Annotated in this window: 22 protein-coding genes, 1 tRNA gene and 1 riboswitch; of the genes, 12 read left to right on the top strand and 11 right to left on the bottom strand. The window is 64.5% G+C overall.

Features of this window, described 5'->3' with window-relative positions:
- Position 1: 1 nt before the first annotated feature.
- Both CLM60_RS03185 and CLM60_RS03180 read right to left on the bottom strand, forming a co-directional pair.
- Positions 2–613 carry a ribonuclease D gene (locus CLM60_RS03185; protein WP_095587723.1) on the bottom strand — a complete coding sequence of 204 codons (612 nt, stop codon included), beginning with the start codon at positions 611–613 and terminating at the stop codon, positions 2–4.
- A 123-nt stretch (positions 614–736) separates the two neighbouring features.
- Positions 737–823 (bottom strand) — tRNA-Leu (locus tag CLM60_RS03180).
- A 147-nt stretch (positions 824–970) separates the two neighbouring features.
- Here CLM60_RS03180 and CLM60_RS03175 point away from each other — a divergent pair.
- On the top strand, positions 971–1,954 hold the full coding sequence (locus CLM60_RS03175) for a complex I NDUFA9 subunit family protein (RefSeq protein WP_095587722.1): 984 nt from the start codon (positions 971–973) through the stop codon (positions 1,952–1,954).
- Positions 1,955–1,956: 2 nt separating this feature from the next.
- On the opposite strand, the gene CLM60_RS03170 is transcribed toward CLM60_RS03175, so the two are convergent.
- Positions 1,957–2,760 (bottom strand): undecaprenyl-diphosphate phosphatase, encoded by an 804-nt coding sequence (locus tag CLM60_RS03170; RefSeq protein WP_095587721.1) that lies wholly within the window; start codon positions 2,758–2,760, stop codon positions 1,957–1,959.
- A 219-nt stretch (positions 2,761–2,979) separates the two neighbouring features.
- Between CLM60_RS03170 and CLM60_RS03165 the strand changes: the two genes are divergently transcribed.
- The 3 genes from CLM60_RS03165 to gltB are packed head-to-tail and all read left to right on the top strand — an operon-like array spanning position 2,980 to position 9,381.
- Positions 2,980–4,413 (top strand): NAD(P)-dependent oxidoreductase, encoded by a 1,434-nt coding sequence (locus tag CLM60_RS03165; RefSeq protein ID WP_095587720.1) that lies wholly within the window; start codon positions 2,980–2,982, stop codon positions 4,411–4,413.
- A 4-nt stretch (positions 4,414–4,417) separates the two neighbouring features.
- Positions 4,418–4,846: a GFA family protein gene (locus CLM60_RS03160; RefSeq protein ID WP_245848149.1), complete on the top strand. Its 429-nt coding sequence runs from the start codon at positions 4,418–4,420 to the stop codon at positions 4,844–4,846.
- The gene (gene gltB, locus CLM60_RS03155) at positions 4,843–9,381 is read left to right on the top strand and encodes a glutamate synthase large subunit (RefSeq protein WP_095587719.1); all 4,539 of its coding nucleotides are present in this window, start codon (positions 4,843–4,845) and stop codon (positions 9,379–9,381) included. The genes CLM60_RS03160 and gltB overlap by 4 nt, the downstream gene beginning before the upstream one ends.
- Before the next feature lie 50 nt (positions 9,382–9,431).
- Here gltB and CLM60_RS03150 read toward each other — a convergent pair whose 3' ends face one another.
- The 4 genes from CLM60_RS03150 to CLM60_RS03135 are packed head-to-tail and all read right to left on the bottom strand — an operon-like array spanning position 9,432 to position 12,533.
- The gene (locus tag CLM60_RS03150; protein WP_095587718.1) at positions 9,432–10,169 is read right to left on the bottom strand and encodes an ABC transporter permease; all 738 of its coding nucleotides are present in this window, start codon (positions 10,167–10,169) and stop codon (positions 9,432–9,434) included.
- Entirely contained in the window at positions 10,169–10,894 is a 726-nt protein-coding gene (locus tag CLM60_RS03145; RefSeq protein WP_095587717.1) for an ABC transporter ATP-binding protein, read from the bottom strand. The genes CLM60_RS03150 and CLM60_RS03145 overlap by 1 nt, the downstream gene beginning before the upstream one ends.
- On the bottom strand, positions 10,891–11,571 hold the full coding sequence (gene tenA / locus CLM60_RS03140) for a thiaminase II (RefSeq protein ID WP_095587716.1): 681 nt from the start codon (positions 11,569–11,571) through the stop codon (positions 10,891–10,893). Before tenA ends, CLM60_RS03145 begins: the two co-directional genes overlap by 4 nt.
- Positions 11,568–12,533, bottom strand: a complete 966-nt coding sequence (locus CLM60_RS03135; protein ID WP_095587715.1) for an ABC transporter substrate-binding protein — start codon at positions 12,531–12,533, stop codon at positions 11,568–11,570. Before CLM60_RS03135 ends, tenA begins: the two co-directional genes overlap by 4 nt.
- 55 nt (positions 12,534–12,588) lie before the next feature.
- Positions 12,589–12,688, bottom strand: a riboswitch (TPP riboswitch).
- Between the two features lie 131 nt (positions 12,689–12,819).
- On the opposite strand from CLM60_RS03135, the gene mtgA reads away from it, so the two are divergent.
- The 4 genes from mtgA to CLM60_RS03115 all read left to right on the top strand — a co-directional run bounded on the left by mtgA (position 12,820) and on the right by CLM60_RS03115 (position 16,516).
- On the top strand, positions 12,820–13,494 hold the full coding sequence (mtgA, locus tag CLM60_RS03130; protein ID WP_245848146.1) for a monofunctional biosynthetic peptidoglycan transglycosylase: 675 nt from the start codon (positions 12,820–12,822) through the stop codon (positions 13,492–13,494).
- A gap of 57 nt (positions 13,495–13,551) precedes the next feature.
- Entirely contained in the window at positions 13,552–14,217 is a 666-nt protein-coding gene (gene fzlA / locus CLM60_RS03125; RefSeq protein WP_095587713.1) for an FtsZ-binding protein FzlA, read from the top strand.
- 78 nt (positions 14,218–14,295) lie between these two features.
- Positions 14,296–15,315: a tRNA epoxyqueuosine(34) reductase QueG gene (gene queG, locus CLM60_RS03120; protein WP_095587712.1), complete on the top strand. Its 1,020-nt coding sequence runs from the start codon at positions 14,296–14,298 to the stop codon at positions 15,313–15,315.
- A 34-nt stretch (positions 15,316–15,349) separates the two neighbouring features.
- Positions 15,350–16,516 carry a PQQ-dependent sugar dehydrogenase gene (locus CLM60_RS03115; protein ID WP_095587711.1) on the top strand — a complete coding sequence of 389 codons (1,167 nt, stop codon included), beginning with the start codon at positions 15,350–15,352 and terminating at the stop codon, positions 16,514–16,516.
- On the opposite strand, the gene CLM60_RS03110 is transcribed toward CLM60_RS03115, so the two are convergent.
- The gene (locus CLM60_RS03110; RefSeq protein ID WP_176473772.1) at positions 16,513–17,319 is read right to left on the bottom strand and encodes a DUF4198 domain-containing protein; all 807 of its coding nucleotides are present in this window, start codon (positions 17,317–17,319) and stop codon (positions 16,513–16,515) included. The two genes, CLM60_RS03115 and CLM60_RS03110, sit on opposite strands and share 4 nt — an antisense overlap.
- Positions 17,320–17,368: 49 nt before the next feature.
- On the opposite strand from CLM60_RS03110, the gene CLM60_RS03105 reads away from it, so the two are divergent.
- Together CLM60_RS03105 and gyrB are read left to right on the top strand one after the other, a co-directional pair.
- Positions 17,369–18,463: a HupE/UreJ family protein gene (locus CLM60_RS03105; protein WP_245848144.1), complete on the top strand. Its 1,095-nt coding sequence runs from the start codon at positions 17,369–17,371 to the stop codon at positions 18,461–18,463.
- Between the two features lie 101 nt (positions 18,464–18,564).
- Positions 18,565–20,982, top strand: a complete 2,418-nt coding sequence (gyrB, locus tag CLM60_RS03100) for a DNA topoisomerase (ATP-hydrolyzing) subunit B (RefSeq protein ID WP_095587708.1) — start codon at positions 18,565–18,567, stop codon at positions 20,980–20,982.
- Between the two features lie 63 nt (positions 20,983–21,045).
- Here gyrB and CLM60_RS03095 read toward each other — a convergent pair whose 3' ends face one another.
- On the bottom strand, positions 21,046–21,867 hold the full coding sequence (locus CLM60_RS03095) for an ABC transporter permease (protein WP_095587707.1): 822 nt from the start codon (positions 21,865–21,867) through the stop codon (positions 21,046–21,048).
- A gap of 111 nt (positions 21,868–21,978) precedes the next feature.
- Here CLM60_RS03095 and CLM60_RS03090 point away from each other — a divergent pair, with 111 nt between their 5' ends.
- A complete protein-coding gene (locus CLM60_RS03090; RefSeq protein WP_245848143.1) occupies positions 21,979–23,193 on the top strand; it encodes a KpsE/RkpR family capsule polysaccharide export protein in 1,215 nt (404 codons plus the stop codon).
- A gap of 9 nt (positions 23,194–23,202) precedes the next feature.
- Positions 23,203–23,871 carry an ABC transporter ATP-binding protein gene (locus tag CLM60_RS03085; protein ID WP_095587706.1) on the top strand — a complete coding sequence of 223 codons (669 nt, stop codon included), beginning with the start codon at positions 23,203–23,205 and terminating at the stop codon, positions 23,869–23,871.
- Here the strand turns inward: CLM60_RS03085 and CLM60_RS03080 are convergent.
- Entirely contained in the window at positions 23,838–25,028 is a 1,191-nt protein-coding gene (locus CLM60_RS03080) for a glycosyltransferase family 4 protein (protein ID WP_176473771.1), read from the bottom strand. The two genes, CLM60_RS03085 and CLM60_RS03080, sit on opposite strands and share 34 nt — an antisense overlap.
- Positions 25,015–25,938, bottom strand: coding sequence for a glycosyltransferase (locus CLM60_RS03075; protein ID WP_176473770.1), 924 nt, complete (start codon positions 25,936–25,938; stop codon positions 25,015–25,017). Before CLM60_RS03075 ends, CLM60_RS03080 begins: the two co-directional genes overlap by 14 nt.

The following is a 25,938-nucleotide window of genomic DNA, read 5'->3' as shown; positions in this document are numbered from 1 at the left end:
GTCAGTGCGCGAAAATGTCAATCTCGGGCCAGCCGGCCAGATCCAGCCGGGCCCGCGTTGGCAGGAAGTCGAAGCAGCTTTGCGCAAGGTCGGTGCGCCCTTCGCGCGCCAGGCGCTTGTCCAACTCGTCCTTCAGCCGATGCAGGTACAGCACATCGGATGCCGCATAGGCGACCTGCGCCTCGGACAGCTCTGCCGCGCCCCAATCGCTCATCTGCTGCTGTTTGGAAATGTCGACCTCCAGCAGTTCCTGCAACAGGTTCTTCAACCCATGCCGGTCGGTATAGGTGCGGATCAGCTTGCTGGCGATCTTGGTGCAATAGACCGGCGCGGTCAGCGCGCCAAAGGCATTGTACAGCGCGGCAATGTCGAACCGGCCGAAATGGAACAGCTTCAGCACATTCGGATCGGTCAGCATACGGCACAGATTCGGCGCCGTGGTCTGACCCTTTTCGATCTGCACCAGATGGGCGTTGCCATCGCCGCCGGACATCTGCACCACGCACAGCCGGTCGCGATGCGGGTTCAGCCCCATGGTTTCGCAATCGATGGCCACGACCGGACCCAGGTCCAGCCCATCGGGAAGGTCGTTCTGATAAACGGTATTTGCCACGTCGGCCCCTGTCTGCCCGCAAGAATTCGCCCGGGTCGTCCCGGTGGACCGTGTCTAAGCCCACGCGTCCGGCAGGGTCAAGTTTCCCGCGCGGGCGGGTGTCGGATTCACATGTTGGGGATTTGGTGCCCAGGAGAGGACTCGAACCTCCACGTCCATACGGACACTAGCACCTGAAGCTAGCGCGTCTACCAATTCCGCCACCTGGGCAGGTGTCGTGGAGCGGGGATGTATAGCTGGTCGCAGGTGGTGTCAACGGGTCAAAAGCAGGATTCTTTCGATTCTGCGATATCGGCTTGTTTGACGGCGGGCGGGGGGCTATTCAGGCAGGTGAATTCAAGGCATTGGAGGCGCCCTATGGCCAAGCTGGTGACGATCTATGGTGGTGCGGGCTTCGTGGGCCGCTATATCGCACGGCGCATGGCGAAAGAGGGTTGGCGCGTGCGCGTGGCGGTGCGTCGCCCGAACGAGGCGCTGCATGTCAAACCCTATGGCACTGTCGGCCAGGTCGAGCCGGTCTTCTGCAACATTCGCGACGACGATTCGGTGCGTGCCGTGATGCAGGGCGCCGATGCGGTCGTGAACTGCGTGGGCACGTTCGACGCCGGCGGGCGGAACAATTTCGAGGCCGTGCAGCACGAGGGTGCCGAGCGTATCGCACGCATTGCCGCTGAAACCGGCGTGGCGCGGATGGTCCAGATCTCGGCCCTGGGGCCGGATGCGGAATCCGAAAGCGATTACCTGCGGACCAAGGCGCTGGGCGAGGAGGGCGTGCTGAAACACATGCCCGATGCGATGATCCTGCGGCCGTCGGTGATCTTTGGCCCCGAAGACGCGTTCTTCAACCGTTTCGCCAGCATGTCGCGCCTTGGTCCGGTGCTGCCGCTGGTGGGGGCCGAAACGCGGTTCCAGCCGGTCTATGTCGACGATGTGGCACAGGCGGCGGTCAAGGGCGTTCTGGGCACCGCGCCGGGCGGTATCTATGAGCTGGGCGGGCCGGATGTGCATACGTTCCGCGAGCTGATGCAGCAGATGCTGAAGGTGATTCACCGCCGCAAGCTGCTGGTGAACATCCCGTTCTGGGCCGCGCGGATCATGGCGTTCGTCTTTGACATGGCCGAACTGGCCTCGGGGCGGCTGATCTCGAACGGGATGCTGACCCGCGATCAGGTCAAGGCGCTGAAGCTGGACAATGTGGTGTCGGACGGGGCCAGGGGCCTGTCGGATCTGGGTATCAAGCCCACCGCGACCGAGGCCGTGTTGCCGGAATACCTGTGGCGGTTCCGCCCGCAGGGTCAGTATGACGACATCACCGCATCGGCCAAGAACCTGCGCACCTGATCCTAGCCATAGGCGATGGCCAGGAGGACAACGCCCAGGATCACCCGATAGATCACATATGGGGTAAAGCTGAGGCTGCGCAGCAGCCGCATCATCAGCACCAGCGCCAGCAGCGCCGAGATAAAGGCAAAGACCGCCGCGACGGCTCCGTCGCGGGCGGCCTGCGCATCGGCGGTTGCCGCGACCTCGATCCCCAGAAGCGTGCCCGAGGCGATGATCGTGGGGATCGACATCAGCATGGCCAGCCGCGCGGCGTCATGGCGGGCATAGCCCAGCATTCGCGCGCCGGTGATGGTGATGCCCGACCGCGAGGTGCCGGGGATCAGCGCAACCGCCTGCCACAGCCCCATCTGGATCGCGTGGCGCAGCGACCAGTCGGTCGATTGCAGCTCTTGCGCGCCCTTCTGGTCGGCCCAGTACAGCACCAGCCCGAAGATCAGCATCGTCCAGCCGATCACCGCGACGCTGCGCAGCGCGTCGTCCAGCCCGGTCAGTTTCAGCAGCAATCCGAACAGGATCACCGGGATCGTCGCCACGATCAGCAGAAAGGCCAGCCGCGCGCCGTCGGTATCCATCTTGCCCCGTACCAGCCGCCCCAGCCCGCCAAAGGCGCTGGCCACATCGCGCCAGAAATACAGGATCACCGCGAACAGCGTGCCCACATGCACGGCCACATCGATGACCTGACCCTGATCGTCCATCCCGGTAAGATTCGGCAACAGAATCAGGTGACCCGAGGAAGAAACGGGAAGAAACTCGGTCACGCCCTGAATGATTGCGATAATCAGCAGATGAAGCAGAGACATGCGCGACCGCCTGTGTTTTGGATGTCGGCATCCTAGGGCTGTGATATTAAAAGGAAAGATCAAATTTAGGTAACTTGAACTGACCTAAATTTTGCGAAATCGTCATTAACTTTCTGCACTGCCGAAATTCGATTCTCGATTAGGTCACAATATATGACTTTTCTTTTACGAAAATGCCGCTTATGAGAGGGGCTCGCGTCGGAACTCAGGGATATTGTTATGGCCAAGGAACGGATGCTTCAGTTTGTCACTGTCGAACGGGAAATGCCCGTGAAACGCGAGGCGGACGAACGTGCACATGATTTCAACGAAATCTATGCGGAATTCGCCGATACCAAGGCCACCGAACAGGCCAGCCGGTGCAGCCAATGCGGCGTGCCCTATTGCCAGGCGCATTGCCCGCTGCACAACAATATCCCCGACTGGTTGCGGCTGACCGCCGAAGGGCGGCTGCAAGAGGCGTACGAGGTCAGCCAGGCCACCAATACCTTCCCCGAGATCTGCGGCCGAATCTGCCCGCAGGACCGCCTGTGCGAAGGCAATTGCGTGATCGAACAGTCTGGCCACGGCACCGTGACCATCGGTTCGGTCGAGAAATACATCACCGACACCGCCTGGGAAAAGGGCTGGGTCCAGCCCGGCGCGCCGACGCAGGAGCGTGGCGAAAGCGTTGCCATCATCGGCGCCGGCCCCGGCGGTCTGGCGGCGGCGGATCGGCTGCGCCGCGCCGGTCTGCAGGTCACGGTCTATGACCGCTATGACCGTGCGGGCGGGCTGCTGACCTATGGCATCCCCGGTTTCAAGCTGGAAAAAGACGTGGTGATGCGCCGGGTCGAGCTTCTTGAAAAGGCCGGTGTGGAATTCGTGCTGAACTGCAACGTGGGCGAGGATCTGACCTTTGACGCGATCCGCGGCAAGCATGACGCGGTGCTGATCGCCACGGGCGTTTATAAAACGCGCGAATTGCAGGGTCCGGGTGCCGGGTCCGACGGGATCGTGCGCGCCATCGACTATCTGACCGCCAGCAACCGCAAGAGCTTTGGCGACGATGTGCCGGAGTTCGACAGCGGCGAGCTGAACGCCGAGGGCAAGCGCGTGGTGGTCGTCGGCGGTGGTGATACCGCGATGGACTGTGTGCGCACCGCGATCCGCCAGGGCGCGTCGTCGGTCAAATGCCTGTATCGCCGCGACAAGGCGAACATGCCGGGCAGCCAGCGCGAGGTGAAGAACGCCGAGGAAGAGGGCGTGGAATTCGTCTGGCTGAGCGCGCCCAAGGGGTTCACCGGCGATCCGGTGAATGGCGTGATCGTGCAGAAAATGCGCCTGGGCGCACCCGATGCCAGCGGCCGCCAAAGCCCCGAGGTGATCGAGGGCGCCGATTACACCGAAGACGCCGATCTGGTGATCACCGCCCTGGGCTTCGAGCCCGAGGACCTGCCGACGCTATGGGGCGAAGCCGCGCTGGAAGTGACCCGCTGGGGCACGATCAAGGCCGATTTCCGCAGCCACGAAACCAGCCTGCCCGGTGTGTTTGCCGTGGGCGACATCGTGCGTGGTGCCTCGCTGGTGGTCTGGGCGATCCGCGACGGGCGCGAGGCGGCGGACAGCATCCTGGAATTCCTGGCGCAGCCCGCGCAAGTCGCGGCGGAATAGGGCCATGAAAGGGCATTGCCTGTGCGGCGCGGTTCAGCTCGAATTCGAGCCGAAAGCGCCTGAAATCCACGCCTGTCACTGCGAGATGTGCCGCCGCTGGGCTGGCTCGGCCTTTGTCGAGATCGACGTGGAACCCGGCACGCTTCAGGTGACGGGGCCGGTGAAATCCTATGCTTCGTCCGATTGGGCCGAACGCGCCTGGTGCGAGACCTGCGGCACGACGCTGTGGTATCACCTGACGCTGCCGAAATACGACAATTTCTATGCCGTCTCGGCGGGTCTGGTGGACGACATGGGCGGGTTCCCCATGACCAAGGAAATCTACATCGACGTGAAACCGGCGGGCTTCGCCTTTGCCGGGGACCACGAAACGCAAACCAAAGCCGAAGTCGAGGCACAGTTCGCCTCCTTCGCAGAAGGAGACCGGGAATGACCGAATTTGATGCCAACTGGTCCGCAGCCGAAGAAGCCAAGCGCAAGTGGATGGCGGAAAACAGTCTCTATCGCAGCGAGGACGAGCATTCGTCCTGTGGCGTGGGGCTGGTTGTCGCGCTGGACGGCAAGCCCAGCCGCAAGGTCGTGGAAAACGGGATCAACGCGCTGAAGGCGATCTGGCACCGGGGTGCTGTCGACGCCGACGGCAAGACCGGCGATGGCGCGGGCATCCATGTGCAGATCCCGGTGTCGTTCTATTACGACCAGATCCGCCGCACCGGGCACGAGCCGCATCTGGATCAGCTGGTCGCCGTGGGCCAGGTGTTTCTGCCGCGCACCGATTTCGGGGCGCAGGAAAGCTGCCGGTCCATTGTGGAATCCGAAGTGCTGCGCATGGGCTATTACATCTATGGCTGGCGCCACGTCCCGGTGAACACCGAGGTTTTGGGCGAGAAAGCCAATGCCACCCGCCCCGAGATCGAACAGATCCTGATCTCGAACTCCAAAGGGGTGGATGAAGAAACGTTCGAGCGTGAGCTTTACGTCATCCGCCGCCGGATCGAGAAAGCCGCCGCCGCGGCACAGATCAACGGGCTGTACATCTGTTCGCTGTCCTGCCGGTCGCTGATCTACAAGGGGATGATGCTGGCCGAACAGGTGGCCGAATTCTATCCCGACCTGAAAGACGAGCGTTTCGAAAGTGCGTTCGCGATCTATCACCAGCGCTATTCGACCAACACCTTCCCGCAATGGTGGCTGGCGCAGCCGTTCCGCATGCTGGCTCATAACGGCGAGATCAACACGCTGAAGGGCAACCTGAACTGGATGAAAAGCCACGAGATCCGCATGGCCAGTTCGGCCTTCGGGGATCTGGCCGAGGATATCAAACCCATCGTCGCCCAGGGCTCGTCGGATTCCGCCGCGCTGGATTCGGTGTTCGAGGTTCTGGTGCGCGCGGGCCGGTCTGCGCCCATGGCCAAGACCATGCTGGTGCCGGAAAGCTGGTCGAAACAGGCAATCGAGCTGCCCGAGGCGTGGCGCGACATGTATTCCTATGTGAATTCGGTGATGGAGCCGTGGGACGGCCCCGCCGCGCTGGCGATGACCGACGGGCGCTGGGTCTGTGCCGGGCTGGACCGGAACGGGTTGCGGCCGATGCGTTATGTCGTCAGCGGTGACGGCATGCTGATCGCCGGGTCCGAGGTCGGCATGGTGCCCACGGACGAGGCCACGGTGCGCGAAAAGGGCGCGCTGGGTCCGGGGCAGATGATTGCCGTCGACATGGCCGAGGGCAAGCTGTTCCACGACACCGAAATCAAGGACAAGCTGGCCGCCAGCCAGCCCTTTGGCGACTGGGTCAGCAAGATCAACGAGCTGGATGCCGTGCTGTCCGAAGCGACGGAAAAGCCGATCTATAGCGGGGCCGAGCTGCGCAAGCGGCAGATCGCGGCGGGCTATTCCATCGAGGAACTGGAACAGATCCTGACCCCCATGGCCGAGGACGGGAAAGAGGCCATCGCGTCGATGGGCGATGACACCCCCAGCGCGGTGTTGTCGGAAAAATACCGCCCGCTCAGCCATTTCTTCCGCCAGAACTTCAGCCAGGTGACGAACCCGCCCATCGACAGCCTGCGCGAATACCGCGTCATGAGCCTGAAGACGCGGTTCGGCAACCTGAAGAACGTCCTGGACGAAGACAGCAGCCAGACCGAGATTCTGACGCTGGAAAGCCCGTTCGTGGGCAATGCGCAGTTCGACAAGCTGGTCGAATGCTTCAACGCGCCGATGGTCGTGATCGACTGTACCTTTGGCGCCAAGGGCGGCCCCAAGGCCATGCGCGACGAGCTGGACCGGATCCGGGCCGAGGCCGAGGATGCCGTGCGTTCGGGTGCGGGCCATATCATCCTGACCGACCAGCAACAGGGCGAAGCCCGCGTGGCGATGCCGATGATCCTGGCGACCAGCGCGGTGCACAGCTGGCTGACGAAAAAGGGGCTGCGGACCTTTACCTCGCTGAATGTGCGCTCGGCGGAATGTATCGACCCGCATTATTTCGCCGTGCTGATCGGCTGCGGTGCGACGGTGGTGAATGCCTACCTGGCCGAGGACAGCCTGGCCGACCGGATCGACCGTGGCCTGATGGATGGCACGCTGACCGAGGCGACCGCGCGGTATCGCAATGCGGTGGATCAGGGTCTGTTGAAGATCATGTCCAAGATGGGCATCTCGGTCATCTCGTCCTATCGCGGCGGCCTGAACTTCGAGGCTGTGGGTCTGAGCCGCGCGATGTGCGCCGAGTTCTTCCCCGGCATGCACAGCCGGATTTCCGGGATCGGCACCGCCGGTATCCAGCGCAAGCTGGAAGAGGTCCACGCCCGTGGCTGGCTGGGCGGGCAGGATGTGCTGCCCATCGGCGGTTTCTACAAGGCGCGGCGCTCGGGCGAGAAACACGCCTGGGAGGCGCAGACGATGCACATGCTGCAATCGGCCTGTGACCGCGCGTCTTACGAAACCTGGCGCCAGTTCTCGGCCGCGATGCGGGCGAACCCGCCCATCCATCTGCGCGATCTGCTGGACATCAAGCCGCTGGGCAAGGCGATCCCGATTGAAGAGGTCGAAAGCATCACCTCGATCCGCAAGCGGTTCGTGACGCCGGGCATGTCGTTGGGCGCGCTGTCGCCCGAGGCGCACAAGACGCTGAACGTCGCGATGAACCGCATCGGCGCCAAATCCGACAGCGGTGAAGGCGGCGAGGATCCGGCGCATTTCGTGCCCGAACCCAATGGCGACAACCCGTCGGCCAAGATCAAACAGGTGGCGTCGGGCCGGTTCGGCGTGACGGCGGAATACCTGAACCAGTGCGAAGAGCTGGAGATCAAGGTCGCCCAAGGCGCCAAGCCCGGCGAGGGCGGCCAGCTGCCCGGCATGAAGGTCACCGACCTGATCGCGCGGCTGCGGCATTCGACCAAGGGCGTGACGCTGATCTCGCCCCCGCCGCATCACGACATCTATTCGATCGAGGATCTGGCCCAGCTGATCTATGACCTGAAGCAGATCAACCCGCGCTGCAAGGTGACGGTCAAGCTGGTGGCGTCGTCGGGCGTCGGCACGATTGCCGCCGGTGTGGCCAAGGCCAAGGCGGATGTGATCCTGATTTCGGGCCATAATGGCGGCACGGGTGCGTCACCCGCGACGTCGATCAAATATGCCGGCCTGCCCTGGGAAATGGGCCTGACCGAGGCGCATCAGGTTCTGGCGATGAACAACCTGCGCGAACGTGTCACCCTGCGGACCGATGGCGGGCTGCGCACGGGCCGCGATATCGTGATGGCCGCCATGATGGGGGCCGAGGAATACGGCATCGGCACCGCCGCGCTGATCGCGATGGGCTGTATCATGGTGCGCCAGTGCCAGTCGAACACCTGCCCGGTGGGCGTCTGCACCCAGGATCCGCGTTTGCGTGACAAATTCACCGGAAACGCGGACAAGGTGGTGAACCTGATCACCTTCTATGCGCAGGAAGTGCGCGAGATCCTGGCCGGGATCGGTGCACGCTCGCTGGACGAGGTGATCGGCCGCGCCGATCTGCTGACGCAGGTCAGCCGTGGCTCGGCGCATCTGGACGATCTGGACCTGAACCCGCTGCTGATCTCGGTCGATGGGGCGCATCGCATCGAATACAACCGCGACAAGCCGCGCAACGCCGTGCCCGACACGCTGGACGCCGAGATCGTGAAGGACGCCGCGCGCTTCCTGAACGATGGCGAGAAGATGCAGGTGTCTTATGCCGTGCAGAACACGCTGCGCACCATCGGCACGCGCACGTCCAGCCATATCGTGCGGAAATTCGGCATGCGCAACGCGCTGCAGCCCGATCACCTGACGGTGAAGCTGTCGGGTTCGGCGGGTCAGTCGCTGGGCGCCTTTGCCGCGCCGGGGCTGAAGCTGGAAGTATCGGGCGACGCCAACGACTATGTCGGCAAGGGCCTGTCGGGCGGCATCATCGTGGTGCGCCCGCCCATGGCCTCGCCGCTGAAAGCGTCCGAGAACACGATCATCGGCAACACCGTGCTGTATGGCGCGACCGATGGTTACCTGTTTGCGGCGGGCCGCGCGGGCGAACGGTTCGCGGTGCGCAACTCGGGCGCCAAGGTGGTGATCGAAGGCTGCGGCAGCAACGGTTGCGAATACATGACCGGCGGTGTCGCGGTGATCCTGGGCAGCATCGGGGCCAATTTCGGCGCGGGCATGACCGGCGGGATGGCCTATCTGTACGATCCGCAGGGCAAGGCCGATCAGCTGATCAACCCCGAAACGCTGGTCACCTGTCCGGTGGCGGTGGATCACTGGGAAGCCCAGCTGAAAGACCTGATCGAACGTCACGCGGCCGAAACCAACAGCGCTAAGGCCCGCGACATCATCCAGCACTGGGAGCTGGAGCGCGGCAACTTCGTTCAGATCTGCCCCAAAGAGATGCTGGACAAGCTGCCGCATCCGCTGGGGATCGAGGATCAGGCGGTCCCGGCCGAGTAAATCGGGCTGAAACAGTGACGAAATTGGCCGGGCCCCAAAGCCCGGCCTTTTCAGTTTTCGCGCCGCCGCATATAGGCGTTGATGCCCGCATCAACCGCCAGATACAGCCCCATCGACAGCGCCCCCAGCACCAGAACGGCGGCAAACATCAGGTCGATCTTGGCACGCCCGTTGGCCAGCAGCATCAGGTAACCCAGCCCGTTGCTGGACCCCACCCATTCACCGATCACCGCCCCGATCGGCGCATAAACGGCGGCCAGTTTCAGCCCCGATCCCAGCGATGGAATGGCGTGTGGAATGCGCAAATGCCGCAGGATAGAGCCGTTTTTCGCCCCCATCGTCTGTGCCAGATCCAGATAGCCGCGCGGGGTGGTCATCAGCCCGTCGAAAAAGGCCGAGGTGACGGGGAAATAGATGATCAGCACCGCCATGGCGATTTTCGACACGATGCCATAGCCCAGCCACAGCGTCAGAACCGGCGCGAGCGCAAAGACCGGGATCGCCTGGGAAAACACCAGGATCGGGCGCAGCAGCGCGCGGGCGCCCGGCGACAGCGCCAGGTGAATGGCGGTGGCGATGCCCAGAAGCGTGCCGATCAGCAGGCCCAGCAGGACCTCCCACAAGGTGATCAGCGCGTGTTCCCCGATCAGCGCGCGGTTGTCCCACAGCGCGGTCGCGGTGCGTGCGGGGCTGGGCAGGATGAAATGCGGCGGACCGGCCAGCCAGATCACCGCCTGCCACACCGCCAGCAGCAAAAGCGCCGCGAAAATCCCGTGCAATCCGCGCATCACGCCGCCCCCCGCAATTGCCGGAAAAGTTGCCCCTGCGCGGTCAGGGTTTCGGGGTCGTCCACCGGGCGCGGGGCGGGCGATGGCGGCACCGGCACCGGCGTCAGCGCCTGCGGCGTCAGGATGAACAGGTGATCGGCCAGCCGCGCCGCCTCGGCCGGGTCATGGGTCACCAGCAGCACGGTGCGCCCCTGCAACAGGTCATGCGCCAGATCCTGCATCCCGGCCCGTGTCTGCGCGTCCAGCGCGGAAAACGGCTCGTCCAGCAGCACGACGGGGCGATCCTCCATCAACGTGCGGGCCAGCGCCACGCGCTGATGCTGGCCGCCCGACAGCGCGCCGGGTTTCTTGTGCGCCTGATCGGCCAGCCCCACCCGTGCCAGCAATTCTTCGGCCCGCGCCCGGTCGGGGCGTTCCCCGCGCAGACGGGCGCCGATGGCGACATTGTCCAGCACCGTGGCCCAGGGCAGCAACAGGCTGTTCTGCGCCATGAACGCCACCCGCCCCTGCAACGGTTGGGCGTCATCGGCGGTGACGGTGCCGGTGAAGTCGACCCCGGTCTCCAGACCCGCAATCAGACGTAACAGGGTCGATTTTCCCACCCCCGACGCCCCCAGAAGGCAGGTCCAGCCGCCCGCGGCAATGGGCAGGGTCACGGGCGCGAACAGGGGTGTGTCGCCCAGCCGGGCGCTGCCCGTGATGGTGATGCCCACCGGCTGGCTCATGGGGTCAGGCCCATGTCCCAGAACCCGACCTCCAGCCGGGTTGCGGCGCCGAAGCGTTGGCACAGCGGCGCCCAACGCGGCGATTGCGCGAAATCCGCGCCCAGCCGGTGCATCAGCGCATCGTCGATCAACGCGCCCACATCGCGGCAGACCTGTTGGTATTCGTCGCCGGAATAGACACTGATCCAGCCTGAATAGCGGTCCGAACTGGCCGTTTCCGCCAGCCGTGCGCCGATCTCGCCATAGCCCAGAACGCAGGGCGCAAGTGCGGCCATCAGGTCCAGGAAGTCACCGGAATACCCGGCCTCGAGCACATAGCGGGTATAGGCCATGTTCTCTGGCCGCTCGGCCGTTGCGCGCAGATCGGATTCCGTGATCCCCGCGTCGGCGCAGGTGTCGACATGCAGCTGCATCTCGTGATGGACCAGCGCGTTGACCGTGGCGGCGGCGGCCTGCATCTCCTCCAGCCGGGTGGCTTTCACCGCCGCAAGCGCCCAGGCGCGGGCAAAGTGGAACAGGAACACGTAATCCTGCCGCAGGTAATGCAGAAAGGCCGCGCGGGGCAGGCTGCCATCGCGCAACCCTTCGACGAAATCGTGGCGGGTATAGGCCCGCCACGGGTCCGCGCAATCAGCGCGCCACAGCCCGAAGGCGCGGCCATAATCGGGCGCGGTCATTGGGCTGTCACATCAATGGCCATGGCCGACACCGGGTTGATTGACGGCACCAGGCCCGCATCCTTCAGGAAGGCTTCGAACCGGGCATAGCGGCCCGCATCGAACGCCGCCGGGCGCAGCGCGAACCGGGGATAGGTATCGACCCAGGCCTTGGCGTTCAGCTCGTCCTGAAGCTCTTTGGCGGTGCCGGAAAAGATCTCCCAGCTTTCCTCGGGGTGGTTGATGATGAATTGCGTGGCCTTTTCGGTGGCGGCCAGGAAACGCGCGATCACGTCGCGGTTCATCGTATCGGGATTGGCCAGATAGATCAGTTCGTCATAGGCGGGCAGGCCCTCTTCCTCGAGATAGAAGCAGCGGCCGCCGACGCCCTCGATCTCCATCTGGTTCAGCTCGAAATTGCGAAAGGCGCCGATCACCGCGTCGACCTGCCCCGACATCAGCGAGGGCGAGAGCGACCAGTTGACGTTCACCAGTTCGATCTGGTCCATTCCGATGCCGTGCTGGCCCAGAATGGTGGACAAAAGCGCCTCTTCCACGCCGGCGACGGAAAAGCCGATCTTGCGGTCGGCCAGGTCGGCAGTCGTCTTGATCGGGCCGTCCTCCAGCACCAGCAGACAGTTCAGCGGCGTGGCGACCAGCGTGCCGACACGGGTCAGCGGCAGCCCCTCGTGCAGTTGCAGGTGCAGCTGCGGCTGATAGCCGATGGCCAGGTCGGCCTTGCCCGCGGCGACCAGCTTGGGCGGATCGGCGGGATCGGCGGGCGCGATCACCTCGACCTCGAGCCCCGCATCGGCGAAGTAGCCCTTTTCCTGGGCCACGATGATCGGCCCGTGATCGGGATTGACGAACCAATCCAGGATCAGGGTCATCTTGTCCTGCGCCAGCGCGGGCTGCGCCAGCAGCGCCAGCAGCGGCAGGGATTTCAGGGCGGCACAGAGCCGCTTTTTCAGAAAGTTCGACATGGCAACAAAGCCCCTTTGCGTTTTGTTGCACAGGCGGACGGACGGGGGGCGCGCGTTGTCACAAGGCTCCGTTCCCTACGCCGGTGCTGACCGGATCAGGTTCGATGGGTTCGCTTTCGCATCTCAGCCCGGATCGGGCACCCCAACGGAATGTGCGCACCCTAGCATGAAATTTGGTGCAGACAAGACACCGGGGGTTTTCGCGCGCGGGTGGCAGGGATAAGGTGCCCGGGTGGCGAAGCAGGCAAGAAAAACCCCCAAAAAGAAAGCAGCCCCCAAGAAGCAGGTGACGCTTCGCGGGCGGGTGCGCCGGTATGCCTGGCGCGGCGTGCTGGCGATTGCGGCGGTGACGCTGATCGGGGTGGTGCTGTTTCGGTTTGTCGACCCGCCGACCACACATACGATCTGGTCGGAAACCCGCCGGTTGGGGGCGGTCGACCGGCAATGGGTGTCGATTGACGAGGTCGCGCCATCGGCCATTCGCGCGATCGTGGCGGCCGAGGATGCCAATTTCTGCGGCCATTGGGGGTTCGATATGGCCGCGATCCGCGAGGCGCTGGACGATGGCGGGCAGCGCGGGGCGTCGACCATCTCGCAGCAGACGGTGAAGAATGTCTATCTGTGGCAGGGGCGCAGTTGGAGCCGCAAGGCCGCCGAGGCGATCCTGACCCCGCTGGTCGAGGCCGCCTGGCCCAAACGCCGCATCCTGGAGGTCTATCTGAACGTCGCCGAATTCGACGAGGGCGTGTTCGGGATCGAGGCCGCCGCGCATCATTATTTCCGGGTCCCGCCCGACAAGCTGACCCCGATGCAGGGCGCACGGCTGGCGGTGATCCTGCCCAATCCCAAGGCGCGCAATGCCGCCGATCTGCCGGACTGGCTGCTGAAGCGCGCCCGGCGGATCGTCGACGGCGCGGCGACGATAAAGGCGGATGGCCGCGCATCCTGTTTCGAAACTTGAAATCCTGACCCGCGCGCGGCAAGACAGGGCAGTTGTAGTCATACCGGGCCGATTGCCATGAACCGCCTCTATCATGTTCCCCTGTCGCCGTTTTGCCGCAAGGTGCGGCTGGTGCTGGCCGAGAAGAAGATCGAGGTCGAACTGGTCGAGGAGCGGTATTGGGAGCAGGACCCGGACTTCATGCGGCGCAATCCGGCTGGAAAAGTGCCTGTTTTGCGGATCAACGGGCTGGCGCTGAGCGAAAGCCAGGCGATCTGCGAATACCTGGAAGAGATCCAGGCCGAACCGCGCCTGTTGCCGCAGGACCCGGCCCAACGGGCCGAGGTGCGCCGCCTGGTCAGTTGGTTCGACGACAAGTTCCATCAGGAGGTGACGTCGAAGCTGCTTTATGAGCGGGTCAACAAGAAGGTGATGGGCCAGGGCTATCCCGAAAGCAAGAACGTCAAGGCCGGTGCGCAGAAGATCAAGTTCCACCTGGACTATCTGGGCTGGCTGCTGGATCAGCGGCGCTGGCTGGCGGGGGATGTCATGACGCTGGCCGATTTTGCCGCCGCCGCGCATCTGTCGTCGCTGGATTACATCAGCGACGTGGACTGGAACCGGAATGCCAACGTCAAGGACTGGTATGCCAAGATCAAGTCGCGCCCGGCGTTCCGCGGGCTGTTGGCCGATCAGGTTCCGGGCTTTCCGCCGCCCGCGCATTATGCCGATCTGGACTTCTGAGCCGGCCCGCGCGCCGGGGGCTTCGCGCCCCCGGACCCCCGCGGAGTATTTTTGCCAAGAAGAAGGGGTGGGCCGGTGTTGAAGGACCGGCTGGTGGACCAGGCGCGGGCCGAGGGCTTTGCCGCCTGTCGGGTCACGCGGCCCGATGCGGTGCCCGAGTTGCCCGCGCGGCTGGCGGAATTTGTCGCAGAGGGGCGCCATGGGCAGATGGGGTGGATGGCCGAGCGCATGGCCTGGCGGGGTGATCCGGCGGCGCTTTGGCCCGCGGCGCGGTCGGTCGTGATGCTGGCAGAACCCTATACCCCCGCGCATGATCCGCTGGCGCTTCTGGCACAGCGCGACCGGGGGGTGATTTCATCCTATGCGTTGAACCGGGATTATCACGATCTGGTCAAGAAGCGGCTGAAGCGGGTGGGGCGCTGGCTGCTGGAGCAGGCGCCGGGGGAAGAGATCAAGGTGTTCGTCGATACCGCGCCGGTGATGGAGAAGCCGCTGGCGCAGGCCGCCGGGCTGGGTTGGCAGGGCAAGCACACCAATCTGTTGTCGCGCGAGCTTGGCAACTGGTTCTTTCTGGGGGCGATCTTTACGACCGTCGAATTAGAGCCTGATTCACCGGAAAACGAGCATTGCGGCTCCTGTACGGCCTGTTTGGACATTTGTCCGACCGATGCCTTTCCAGCGCCGTTTCAGCTCGATGCGCGGCGGTGCATATCCTATCTGACGATCGAGCATGCGGGGCCGGTGGATGTGGCGTTGCGAGCGAAGATGGGCAACCGGATCTATGGCTGTGACGACTGCCTGGCGGCCTGTCCGTGGAACAAGTTTGCCGTGGCCGCGACCGAGCTGCGTTACGCGGCGCGGGACGATCTGCTGGCGCCGGACCTGGCGGCGCTGGCGGCGCTGGACGATGCGGGGTTTCGGGCGAAATTCTCGGGCTCGCCCATCAAGCGTATCGGGCGCAACCGGTTCGTGCGTAACGTGTTGTATGCCATCGGAAATTCCGGCGATCCGCGGTTCAGACCTGTTGCGCGCGACCTGCTGGACGATCCCGATCCGGCGGTTGCGGATGCGGCAGATTGGGCGTTGGCACGATTGTGACTGTACCCGTCCGCACAATGCGATAAATTTGGGCATGCATAGGATTTTTCTTTTTCTCATTTTGTTTTGTGCCGGGGCCGCCCATGCGGAACCTGTGGCGCAGGGCGCGCCGAACGCGCCCGAATACAGCCCCGCCTTTCCGGGTCAGACCCGCGCGCCCGAGGTGCTGTCCGGTGTGACGCCGGTGCAGCGCGTCTTTGCGTCGGGGCTGGAAAACCCGTGGGGCATCGCTGCATTGCCGGGTGGCGGTTATCTGGTGACCGAGCGGCCCGGCCGGTTGCGGTATGTCAGCGCCCAGGGTGTCGTGTCGGCCCCCATTGCGGGGGTGCCGAAGGTGCTTGCGCAGCAGCAGGGTGGGCTGCTGGATGTCAGCGTTTCACCGGAATTCGGGCAGAACAGGGTCTTGTTCCTGAGCTATGCCAAGCCGTTGGACGATGGCCGGTCCGTGACGGCGGTGGCGCGGGCAGTTCTGTCGCCGGACCGCAGCACGTTGACCGATCTGCGCGATATCTTCCTGCAGGATCCGCCCAGCGGGTCGCCGATGCATTACGGATCGCGGGTGGTGATCGACCGGCGGGGCGATCTGTTCATCACCACGGGCGAGCATTTCAGCCGCTCGGAACGGGTGCTGGCGCAGGATATCGCAACGACCTTCGGCAAGGTGGTGCATCTGAGCCCGGATGGTCTGCCGGTGGGGCGCGGCGGGCTGCCGCTGGGCATCTGGTCGCTGGGGCATCGCAATGTGCAGGGCGCCGCGATCCAGCCCGGAACGGGGGATCTGTGGACGGTGGAACATGGGCCGGCGGGCGGTGACGAGCTGAACCGGCCCGAAGCGGGCAAGAACTATGGCTGGCCGGTGGTGTCCTATGGCAAGAATTACAACGGGTCGCCGGTGGGCGAGGGGCGGACCCAGGCCGATGGCATGACCCAGCCGATCTATTACTGGGATCCGGTGATCGCGCCCGGTGGCATGATCTTTTATACCGGCGAGATGTTCCCGGAATGGTGGGGCAGCCTGTTGATCGGGTCGCTGAACCCCGGCGGTCTGGTGCGGTTGAGCCTGTTGGGCGACCGCGTGACGGGGGAAGAGCGGTTTTTCGTCGGTGACGCCCGCATTCGCGATGTGGAACAGGCGCCGGATGGGGCGCTTTTGCTGTTGGTGGATGCGCCCGATGGCGCGATCTGGCGGATCAGCCGCTAATCGGGCACGGCAAAGGTGGTCGAGGCCCAGAGCGTATGCCAGACCGGACCGGCCTCGGGATCTGTCTGGCCGGTCGGGCGCAGCACCACGGCATTCAACAGATAGCGCCGCCCGGGCAGGACCGGCACCGCGACCTGACCCGTGGGATCGGTGCGCAGGTTGAATGTGCGGACCGTGTCGCTTGGCAGCTTTTCGAACACCTCGACCTGGACATTGCCGCGGGGGGCGCCCTGATACAGCACGCGGATCGGCAGGCCATCCGAAAGATCGTCGGTATAGGGGTTTCTGAGGGCGACGATCTCGGTCTCCAGCCCGGTTGGGCGGTCCTGGCCCTGGCCCGTGCCCACGGCGATCAGCGCCTTGGCATAGCGGCGATAGCTTTCGGAAAAGGGCGGATTCAGGCGGGATAGGCTCTGATTATCGGCCACAACCTGTCCCAGATCCTTTGACGCGACGAAGCGGGCGAATTTCTCGGGCTTTTGATAGAAGACGCGCTTGTCGGTGGTTTCATGCACCACGATGGCCAAGCCGTCGGCGGGGGCGGGAATGTTCAGGGCGGGGCGGTCGCCCACGCGCGTTGCAAGCGGTGCCGTGCCATCCGGCGTGATCAGAAAGAAATCCGTCGTGTCGCGTGGCAGGAACGGATAGCTGGCGCCCTTGAAATTCTCACCCACGCGGAAATCAGCGACGATCTGACCGCCGGTTGGCAGTTGATATTCCTGTGGAGACAGCCAGAATTCATGTCCAAGGGCGGGCCGCAACAGCGCGCCAAGGCATAGAAGAAAGACGGTCAGAATGCGCATCGATAGAAAGCCCAAGTCGTTTCGCCAAAGGATGGCCCGAATCCTGATCATGGCAAGCCTTGTGTTGGGATCGGTTGCGCCGGTGGCCGCGCACGAGGTTCGGCCCGCCGTCGCGGATGTCGAGGTTTCGGCCGAAACAGTGACGATTCATGTCGATCTGGCGGTCGAGGCGCTGGTGTCCGGCATCGATCTGGGCAGCGTGCAGGACACCAACGACTCGCCGCTGTCGGGCTATTACGATCAGCTGCGCGCGCTGCCGCCCGAGGCGTTGGAGAAGGCGCTGCGCGCCGACTGGGCGCGCTTGGCGCCGGGGATCGTGGTACAAAGCGATGGCGCGCGGCTGCCGACGCGGATCGCATCGGTGCGCATCCCGCCGGTGGGCGACGCGGATCTGCAGCGTGACTCACGGTTGGTCATCGCCGCAGACCTGCCGCCGGGCGATGCGCCGGTGCAGGTGGGCTGGCTGGCGGCCTATGGCCCGCTGGTGGTGCGCCAGGTGGGCGAGGGGGATGTCTATTCCGGATATCTGGCCGGTGGCGAACTGAGCGACCCGCTGCCGCGTCAGGGCGTGGCGGATGTGGGCGCCGTGGCGGAGTTCCTGCGCTATGTCGTCTTGGGGTTCGAACATATCCTGCCCAAGGGGCTGGATCACATCCTGTTCGTGCTGGGGCTGTTTTTCCTGTCGCTGAACCTGCGGCCGCTCTTGGTGCAGGTCACGGCCTTTACCTTGGCGCATACGGTCACACTGGCGCTGGCGGCGCTGAAAATCGTCACTGTTCCTGCGCAAATCGTCGAACCGCTGATTGCCGCCTCGATCGTCTATGTCGCGGTCGAGAACATCGCGCGGCCCCGGCTGGGGTGGCAGCGCACCGCGATCATCTTTGCCTTTGGCCTGTTGCACGGGCTGGGCTTTGCCAGCGTGCTGGGCGAGATCGGGCTGAACCCGGCCCGTTTCGTGGCCGATCTGGTGGGGTTCAATATCGGGGTCGAGCTGGGGCAATTGACGGTGATCGCGCTGGCCTATCTGGCGGTGGGGCACTGGTTCGGGCAGCGGGATTGGTACCGTGCGCGGGTGGCGGTTCCGGCCTCGGCCGTGATTGCGCTGGTGGGGGCTTGGTGGTTTGTCGAGCGCGTCTTTTTGTGAGCGACCGGAATTCGCGCTTTTGATACCAAATATTGTGTCGTGTGCGTGACATTCCCCCCAGAAACGCCTATAAAATGCGGAAAAGTCAAAGGAAGGCTCGCATGGCCGAAAACGCGCAGGCACCTGAAGAATACGGCGCAGATTCCATCAAGGTTCTCAAAGGCTTAGAAGCCGTCCGCAAGCGGCCCGGTATGTATATCGGCGACACGGACGATGGCTCGGGCCTGCACCACATGGTGTACGAGGTCGTCGATAACGGCATCGACGAGGCGCTGGCCGGTCATGCCGATGCGGTGACGGTGACGATTCACGCCGATAACAGCGTTTCGGTCAGCGACAATGGCCGGGGGATTCCGGTCGATATCCACCCCGAGGAAGGCGTCAGCGCGGCCGAGGTCATCATGACCCAGCTGCATGCGGGCGGTAAGTTCGATTCCAACAGCTACAAGGTGTCGGGCGGCCTGCACGGTGTGGGCGTTTCGGTGGTGAACGCGTTGTCGGATTGGCTGGAACTGCGGATCTGGCGCAATGGCAAGGAACACACCGCCCGGTTCGAACGGGGCGAGACCGCCAAGCATTTGGAAGTGGTCGGCGATGCGGGTGACCGGACGGGGACCGAGGTGCGGTTCCTGGCCTCGACCGACACGTTTTCGAACTTGGAATACAGTTTCAAGACGCTGGAAAACCGTCTGCGCGAGCTGGCCTTTCTGAATTCCGGGGTGCGCATCATCCTGACCGATGAACGCCCGGCGGAACCGCTGAAGGCGGACATGCTCTATGAGGGCGGGGTCAACGAATTCGTCCGCTATCTGGATCGCCACAAGACGGTGGTGATGGAAGATCCGATCTTCATGACCGGCGAAAAGGACGGGATCGGCGTGGAAGTCGCCATGTGGTGGAATGACAGCTATCACGAGACGGTACTGCCTTTCACCAACAACATCCCGCAGCGCGATGGCGGCACCCATATGGCGGGCTTCCGGGGGGCGCTGACGCGGACGATCAACAACTATGCCCAGACCAGCGGGATCGCCAAGAAGGAAAAGGTGAACTTCACCGGCGATGACGCGCGCGAGGGGCTGACCTGTGTGCTGTCGGTCAAGGTGCCGGATCCCAAGTTCTCCAGCCAGACGAAGGACAAGCTTGTCAGCTCCGAGGTGCGGCCCGCCGTTGAAAGCCTGGTGAACGAAAAGCTGGCCGAGTGGTTCGAGGAACACCCGAACGAGGCCAAGCAGATCGTCGGCAAGATCATCGAGGCCGCTCTGGCCCGTGAAGCCGCCCGCAAGGCGCGCGAGCTGACCCGGCGCAAGACCGCGTTCGATGTCAGCTTCAACGCCGCCAAGCTGAAGGATTGCTCCGAAAAGGACCCGTCCCTGACCGAGCTGTTCCTGGTCGAGGGTGACAGCGCCGGTGGCTCGGCCCAGACCGGACGCGACCGCAAGAACCAGGCGATCCTGCCCCTGCGCGGCAAGATCCTGAACGTGGAACGTGCGCGGTTCGACCGGATGCTGTCCAGTCAGGAGATCGGCAACCTGGTGATGGCGCTGGGCACCGGGATCGGGCGGGACGAGTTCAATATCGACAAGCTGCGTTACCACAAGATCGTCATCATGACCGATGCCGACGTGGATGGCGCGCATATCCGCACGCTTCTGCTGACCTTCTTCTTCCGGCAGATGCCCGAGCTGATCGAGGGCGGGTATCTGTACATCGCGCAGCCGCCGCTGTTCAAAGTCAGCCGGGGCAAGTCCGAGGTGTACCTGAAGGATCAGGCCGCGCTGGAGGATTACCTGGTGCAGCAGGGGATCGAGGGCGCGACGCTGCGCCTGGGCTCGGGCGAGGAAATCGTCGGCACCGACCTGTTGCGCGTGATCGACGAGGCGCGGCAGGTGCGGCGCATCCTGCAGGCGTTCCCGACGCATTATCCGCAGAACATTCTGGAACAGGCCGCGATTGCGGGCGCTTTTGTGGCCGGTCAGGTCGATGCCGATCTGCAAGGCACCGCCGATGCGGTGGCCACGCGGCTGGACCAGATCGCGCTGGAGTACGAACGCGGCTGGCAGGGGCGGCCGACGCAGGACATGGGCCTGCGTCTGACCCGTGTGCTGCGCGGGGTCGAGGAGATCTGCACGCTGGACGGTCCGGTCCTGCGCTCGGGCGAGGCGCGCAAGCTGGGCAGCCTGACCGGCACCCTGCAAGAGGTCTATACCCAGCCCGCCAAGCTGATCCGCAAGGACCGCGAGACCCCGATTCACGGTCCGCTGGATCTGTTGTCGATCATCCTGGCCGAGGGCGAGAAGGGTCTGGCGCTGCAACGCTACAAGGGTCTGGGCGAGATGAACCCCGAACAGCTGTGGGAAACCACGTTGGATCCCGAGGCGCGGACCCTGTTGCAGGTCAAGATCGACGACCTGGCCGAGGCCGACGATATCTTTACCAAGCTGATGGGCGACGTGGTCGAACCGCGCCGCGAGTTCATCCAGCAAAACGCGCTGAGCGTCGAGAACCTGGATTTCTGATCCCGCTTTTGCGTCAGGCAAACGGGGCCTTGCGGGGATAACCTGCAAGGCCCTTTTTCGTGTCTAACGTTGCAGCAGATCGCGGTGGTGGCGGTCCAGCAGCAGCAACCCCAGCGCGGTCAGCCCCAGCCCCAGCCCCATGACATAGGGCACCGAAACATAGCTGGCGTCGTAATACGGATAGAAGCCGGCGCGCATCATCCCCACCACATGCACCAGCGGGTTGTACCACAGCACGCCGCGCCAGGGCTCGGGGATCGCATCGAACAGAAAGAAGATGCACGACACCAGAAACAGCGGCCGGTTCAGGATCGCCCAGATGCGCTGCCAGACCTGAAACCGCATCGACAGGAAGCAGTTCAGCGTCCCCACCCCGAACGACAGCATCCCCACCATGGCCAGGCTGGTGGCGATCCGGGGCAGGTCCAGCGCCGTCTTGGTGTCCCACGTTAGGGAAATGGCAGCAAATATCAGATAGCTCACAAGTAGCTGCGTGAAAAAATTCAGGCAGAAGCGCGCCAGCAGGGCGTCGACATATGTAACCCGCGGGTATGACAACAATGCTTTCGAGAACATCAGCGCTGTCGCCAGCTTGGCCTGAACATCCATATAGGCCAGGAAGGGCAGCATGCCGGTGGCATAGAACAGCGGAAAGTTCGTCCCAAGCGCGGGGGCCTGAAACCCCATCGAAAAAACAATCGTCAACAGCGCGATGCCTGCGGTCGGCTCCAACACAGCCCAGAGATACCCGCCCGGCGACCGGCCATAACTCGTCGACATTTCGCGCAGGATCAGCGCGATGATCGATCGTGGCGTGGCAATCCAGAACCGGGGCGTGGCCGATTTCAGGGCCGCGTTGGGATGGGTTTCTGCCGGAATAGTCATGGTTTTCCTGCCTTTCCTGATGACACGCACCGCACAGCGGATGCGCTGCGCCGCCCCGCGACTAAAGGCCGATTTGGTTAATAAACTTCGCATGAAGAAGGGATAATTTCGATGTCGAACGCCCCGCTCCAGAAACCGCAGACCGCGCCGGTTGCCGCCGCGCCGCGCCCGCTGGCCGCGCCATCGGTTCTGCCGCTGCGCCCCGTTGCGCCCCCTGTGCCCGCTGGCCGTCCACGCCGCCGGCACGGGCTGGTTCTGGGCAGCCTGATCCTTTTGGTGGTGCTGCCGGCAGCGCTGATGGCGGGGTATCTGTGGCGGCAGGCCGCGGATCAATACGCCTCGACCCTGGGGTTTTCGGTCCGGCAAGAGGAAAGCACCGCCGCGTTCGAGCTGTTCGGCGGGATGACGGCGCTGTCGGGGTCCAGTTCGTCGGATACCGATATCCTGTATGAATTCCTGCAAAGTCAGGAGCTGGTTGCCACGCTGGACCGGCGTCTGGACCTGCGCGGGCTGTGGTCGCGGCCGGAAAATGACCCGGTCTTTGCGTTTGATCCGCCCGGTTCGATCGAGGATCTGGTCGATTACTGGGGCCGGATGGTGCGGGTCAGCCATGACAGTTCGACCGGGTTGATCGAGGTGCGCGCGCTGGCCTTTGACGCGGGCGACGCGCAGCGGATCACGCAGGAAATCTTTGCCGAATCCAGCAAGATGATCAACGAGCTGTCGGATATCGCGCGCGAGGATGCGATCCGCTATGCCCGCGCCGATCTGGACGGGGCCGAGGCGCGGCTGCGCATCGCACGGCAGGACCTGACCACCTTCCGCAACCGCAACCAGATCGTCGACCCCACCATGGACACGCAAAGCCGGATGGGGCTGGTCACGACCCTGCAGGAACAGCTGGCGCAGGCGCTGATCGATCTGGACCTGCTGCGCCAGACCACGCGCGAGGCGGACCCCCGGATCAAGACCGCTGAGCTGAAGATTCAGGTGATACAGAGCCGCATTCAGGACGAACGTGACAAGCTGGGCGCGGGCACGGGGGCTGATGGTGCCTTTGCCGATCTGGTGGGTGAATACGAGCGTCTGACCGTTGATCGCGAATTTGCCGAACAGGCCTATACCACCGCGCTGGCGGCCTTTGACGCCGCCCGGTCCGACGCACAGCGGCAAAGCCGGTACCTGGCCGCCCATGTGCGCCCGACCCTGCCAGAGCAGGCCGAATATCCCCAGCGGCTGATCCTGTGGTCGGTTGCGGTGCTGTTTCTGGGCCTGATCTGGTCGGTGATGGTTCTGGTGGGCTACAGCCTGCGTGACCGGCGATAGGGGCCCGCGATGATCAAGCTGGAAAACCTGACCAAGACCTATCGCACCAATGGCACCACCAAGACGGTGCTGGAAAATGTGAACGCGATCTTCCCGACCGGGCGCAGCGTGGCGTTGCTGGGGCGGAACGGCGCGGGTAAATCGACCCTGTTGCAGCTGATTTCGGGGACGGTTGCGCCGACATCGGGCCGTATCCTGACCCGTGGGACGGTATCCTATCCGGTGGGGTTCGCGGGGTCGTTCCATCCGCAGCTTACGGGCGCACAGAACACGCGTTTCGTGGCGCGGATCTATGGCGTGGATACCGATGCGCTGGTGGCCTTCGTGCGCGATTTCGCGGAACTGGGCGAACATTTCCACCTGCCATTCCAGACCTATTCCGCCGGGATGCGGTCGCGGCTGGCCTTTGGGGTGTCGATGGGCATTCCGTTCGACACCTTTCTGGTCGACGAGATCACGGCGGTGGGCGACCAGGCCTTTCGCGAGAAAAGCACCCGCGTGTTCGAGGAACGCCGCCGCCGGGCCGGGTCGATCTTCGTCTCGCACTCACCGGCGGTGATCCGGGACAATTGCGATTGCGGCGCGGTGCTGAGCGGCGGGCAGCTTTATTTCTACAACCAAGTCGAGGATGCCCTGCGCCACCATCACGAGCTGATGTCGGCGGTCGCCCTGGCCTGAACCGTGGGCGGGGCCATGCCGCGCCACAGATCCTGCATCCGGCGCGTCCACAGGTCGGGGTTGAACATCGACGCCCAAACCGCGTGGATCCGCGCGCGGTGCCCGGCCATGTCGGCGCGATAGGCCCGCGCCAACGCCTCGACCGCCGTGGCGGCGGACTGCGGGTCGCGCATGTCCAGACGGGCTGCCAACGGATGCAGGGTCAGGATCTCGGCCGTGCCGGGGATATCGGCCATCGCCACCGGCAACCCGGCCTCGAACGCCTCGAGCGCGGCAATCGGCATCCCCTCGTAGCGCGAGGTCAGAAGAAACACGTCCGATTGCGCCAGATAGGGGCGCACATCGGCCACCGGCCCGACAAAGCGGATGCGGTTCAGCGCATCGGGGCTGAGCCGTCCCGCCAGCCGGGCACGAAACCCCGCCGCATCGGTGCCGGCGCCGCATAGGGTCAGCCGCGCGGTCGCGGGCAGGCGATTGAACAGCCGCGCGGCGGCGGCGATGTTCTTCTGAAAGCTGTCCCGCCCGGTCATGATCACGCGCGGCCCGACCCCCGGCGGGGCGGGCAGCGGATCGGGAAGGGGGCCCAGATCGGAACAATTGGGCAGCACATGCGGCCTGTGACGGGCCAGAAGATTGCGCGGCAGGGCGCGGCGCATGCGCTGGCACGCGGCCTCGGACAGAAAGACCAGATCCTGCGGCGCGCCGCGTCGCAGCAGCTGCGCCTCGACCAGGCGGGACGCGGCGGCCTGGCCGGTGCGATGGCCCGGATCGAAGGGCAACCCGTGATAGGTGACCGCCAGCCGGGGCAGGATATCGGGATGGCGCAGCGCGATCAGGCGGCTCAGGAACACCGCCATGCGGGAATGCGCCCAGACCACGCTGTCGGGATGGTCGTGCAGGACCGCGCGCAGCCGGCGCAGCGTGCGGCCGGTGGAAACGGGCCGTAACGTGCTGCGCAGCCCCGGCACCGTGATGTGATCGGCGCCGGTATCGGTCAGAAAGTCATAGCCGCCCCGGTTCTGGTCCGAAATCACGGTGATCCGCGCCAGATCGTCCAGTGCGCGCACGGTATGCCGGATATAGGTCGGCACGCCCGAATAGCCGCCATCGCCACCGATCAGGATCAGCCCGGGGCGTGTGCTTTCATATCCGTCCAAGAATGGCGGCCCCCCAGAACCCCAGCGATGACATCGTCGATTGCCGGTATACACCAGTTTCGCACAATTGTCCGATGCGTTCGGGAAGGGTTGCCTGACGGCTGCGCGCAAGCCGCGCCAGAAGGTTGCGGTTGTCCGGTGTCAGCAGGGCGGCGCAACGATCCAGCGCCGCCAGTTGCAGCGCCAGGCGCCGGGCATAGCGGCCGCGCAGCACGTCGCGCTTGTTGCGCAGACGGGCGGCCAGCCCCTCGCCCGCGCCCAGGGCGTTGCCGTCATGCTGGCGGTAAAGCAGGGTCGGTTCGGGATCGACGATGATGTGCGCGCCTGCCCCGCTGAGCATCTGATAGAGCCACCAGTCATGGGCGAAGACCGGCCCGCATTTTTGCGCGGCGCGTGCGGCCAGCCGTGCGGCGGCCGCGTTCAGCACGATGGTGTTGCCGGGCGCGACATTCTCGATCAGCGCGTTGGCGAAATCGGGCGCCCGGTCAAAGCGGCGCGACACCGCCCGCCGCCCGCTGCGCGGGTCCCAGTTCCAGCGGCGGCTGCAATAAAGCGCGGGCTGGTCCGCCGGGATGCGATCCAGATGCGCCAGCGCACGCGCCAGCTTGCCGGGCAGCCAGATATCGTCCTGATCGGACAGCGCGACTGGCCCGGTTGCGTCTTGCTGGGTGGCGATCAGATGCATGAAATTCGCGGCAAAGCCCCGCCCCGGCCCCGCGACATGGCTGATGCGACGCCCACGCCCGGCCGCGGAGCGCGCGAAATCGCGGATGATATCGGCATCGCGGGGGTCACCGCCGTCATCGCCGATCTGCAGATCCCAGGGCACCGATTGCGCGGCGAAACTGTCCAGCTGCGCCCGCAGATGATCGCCACCGTGATAGATCGCCATCAGGATTGTCGTGGTCAT

Source organism: Actibacterium ureilyticum, from assembly GCF_002285435.1.
Taxonomy (GTDB): domain Bacteria; phylum Pseudomonadota; class Alphaproteobacteria; order Rhodobacterales; family Rhodobacteraceae; genus Actibacterium_C; species Actibacterium_C ureilyticum.
This window is presented reverse-complemented; position numbering and strand designations above follow the sequence as displayed.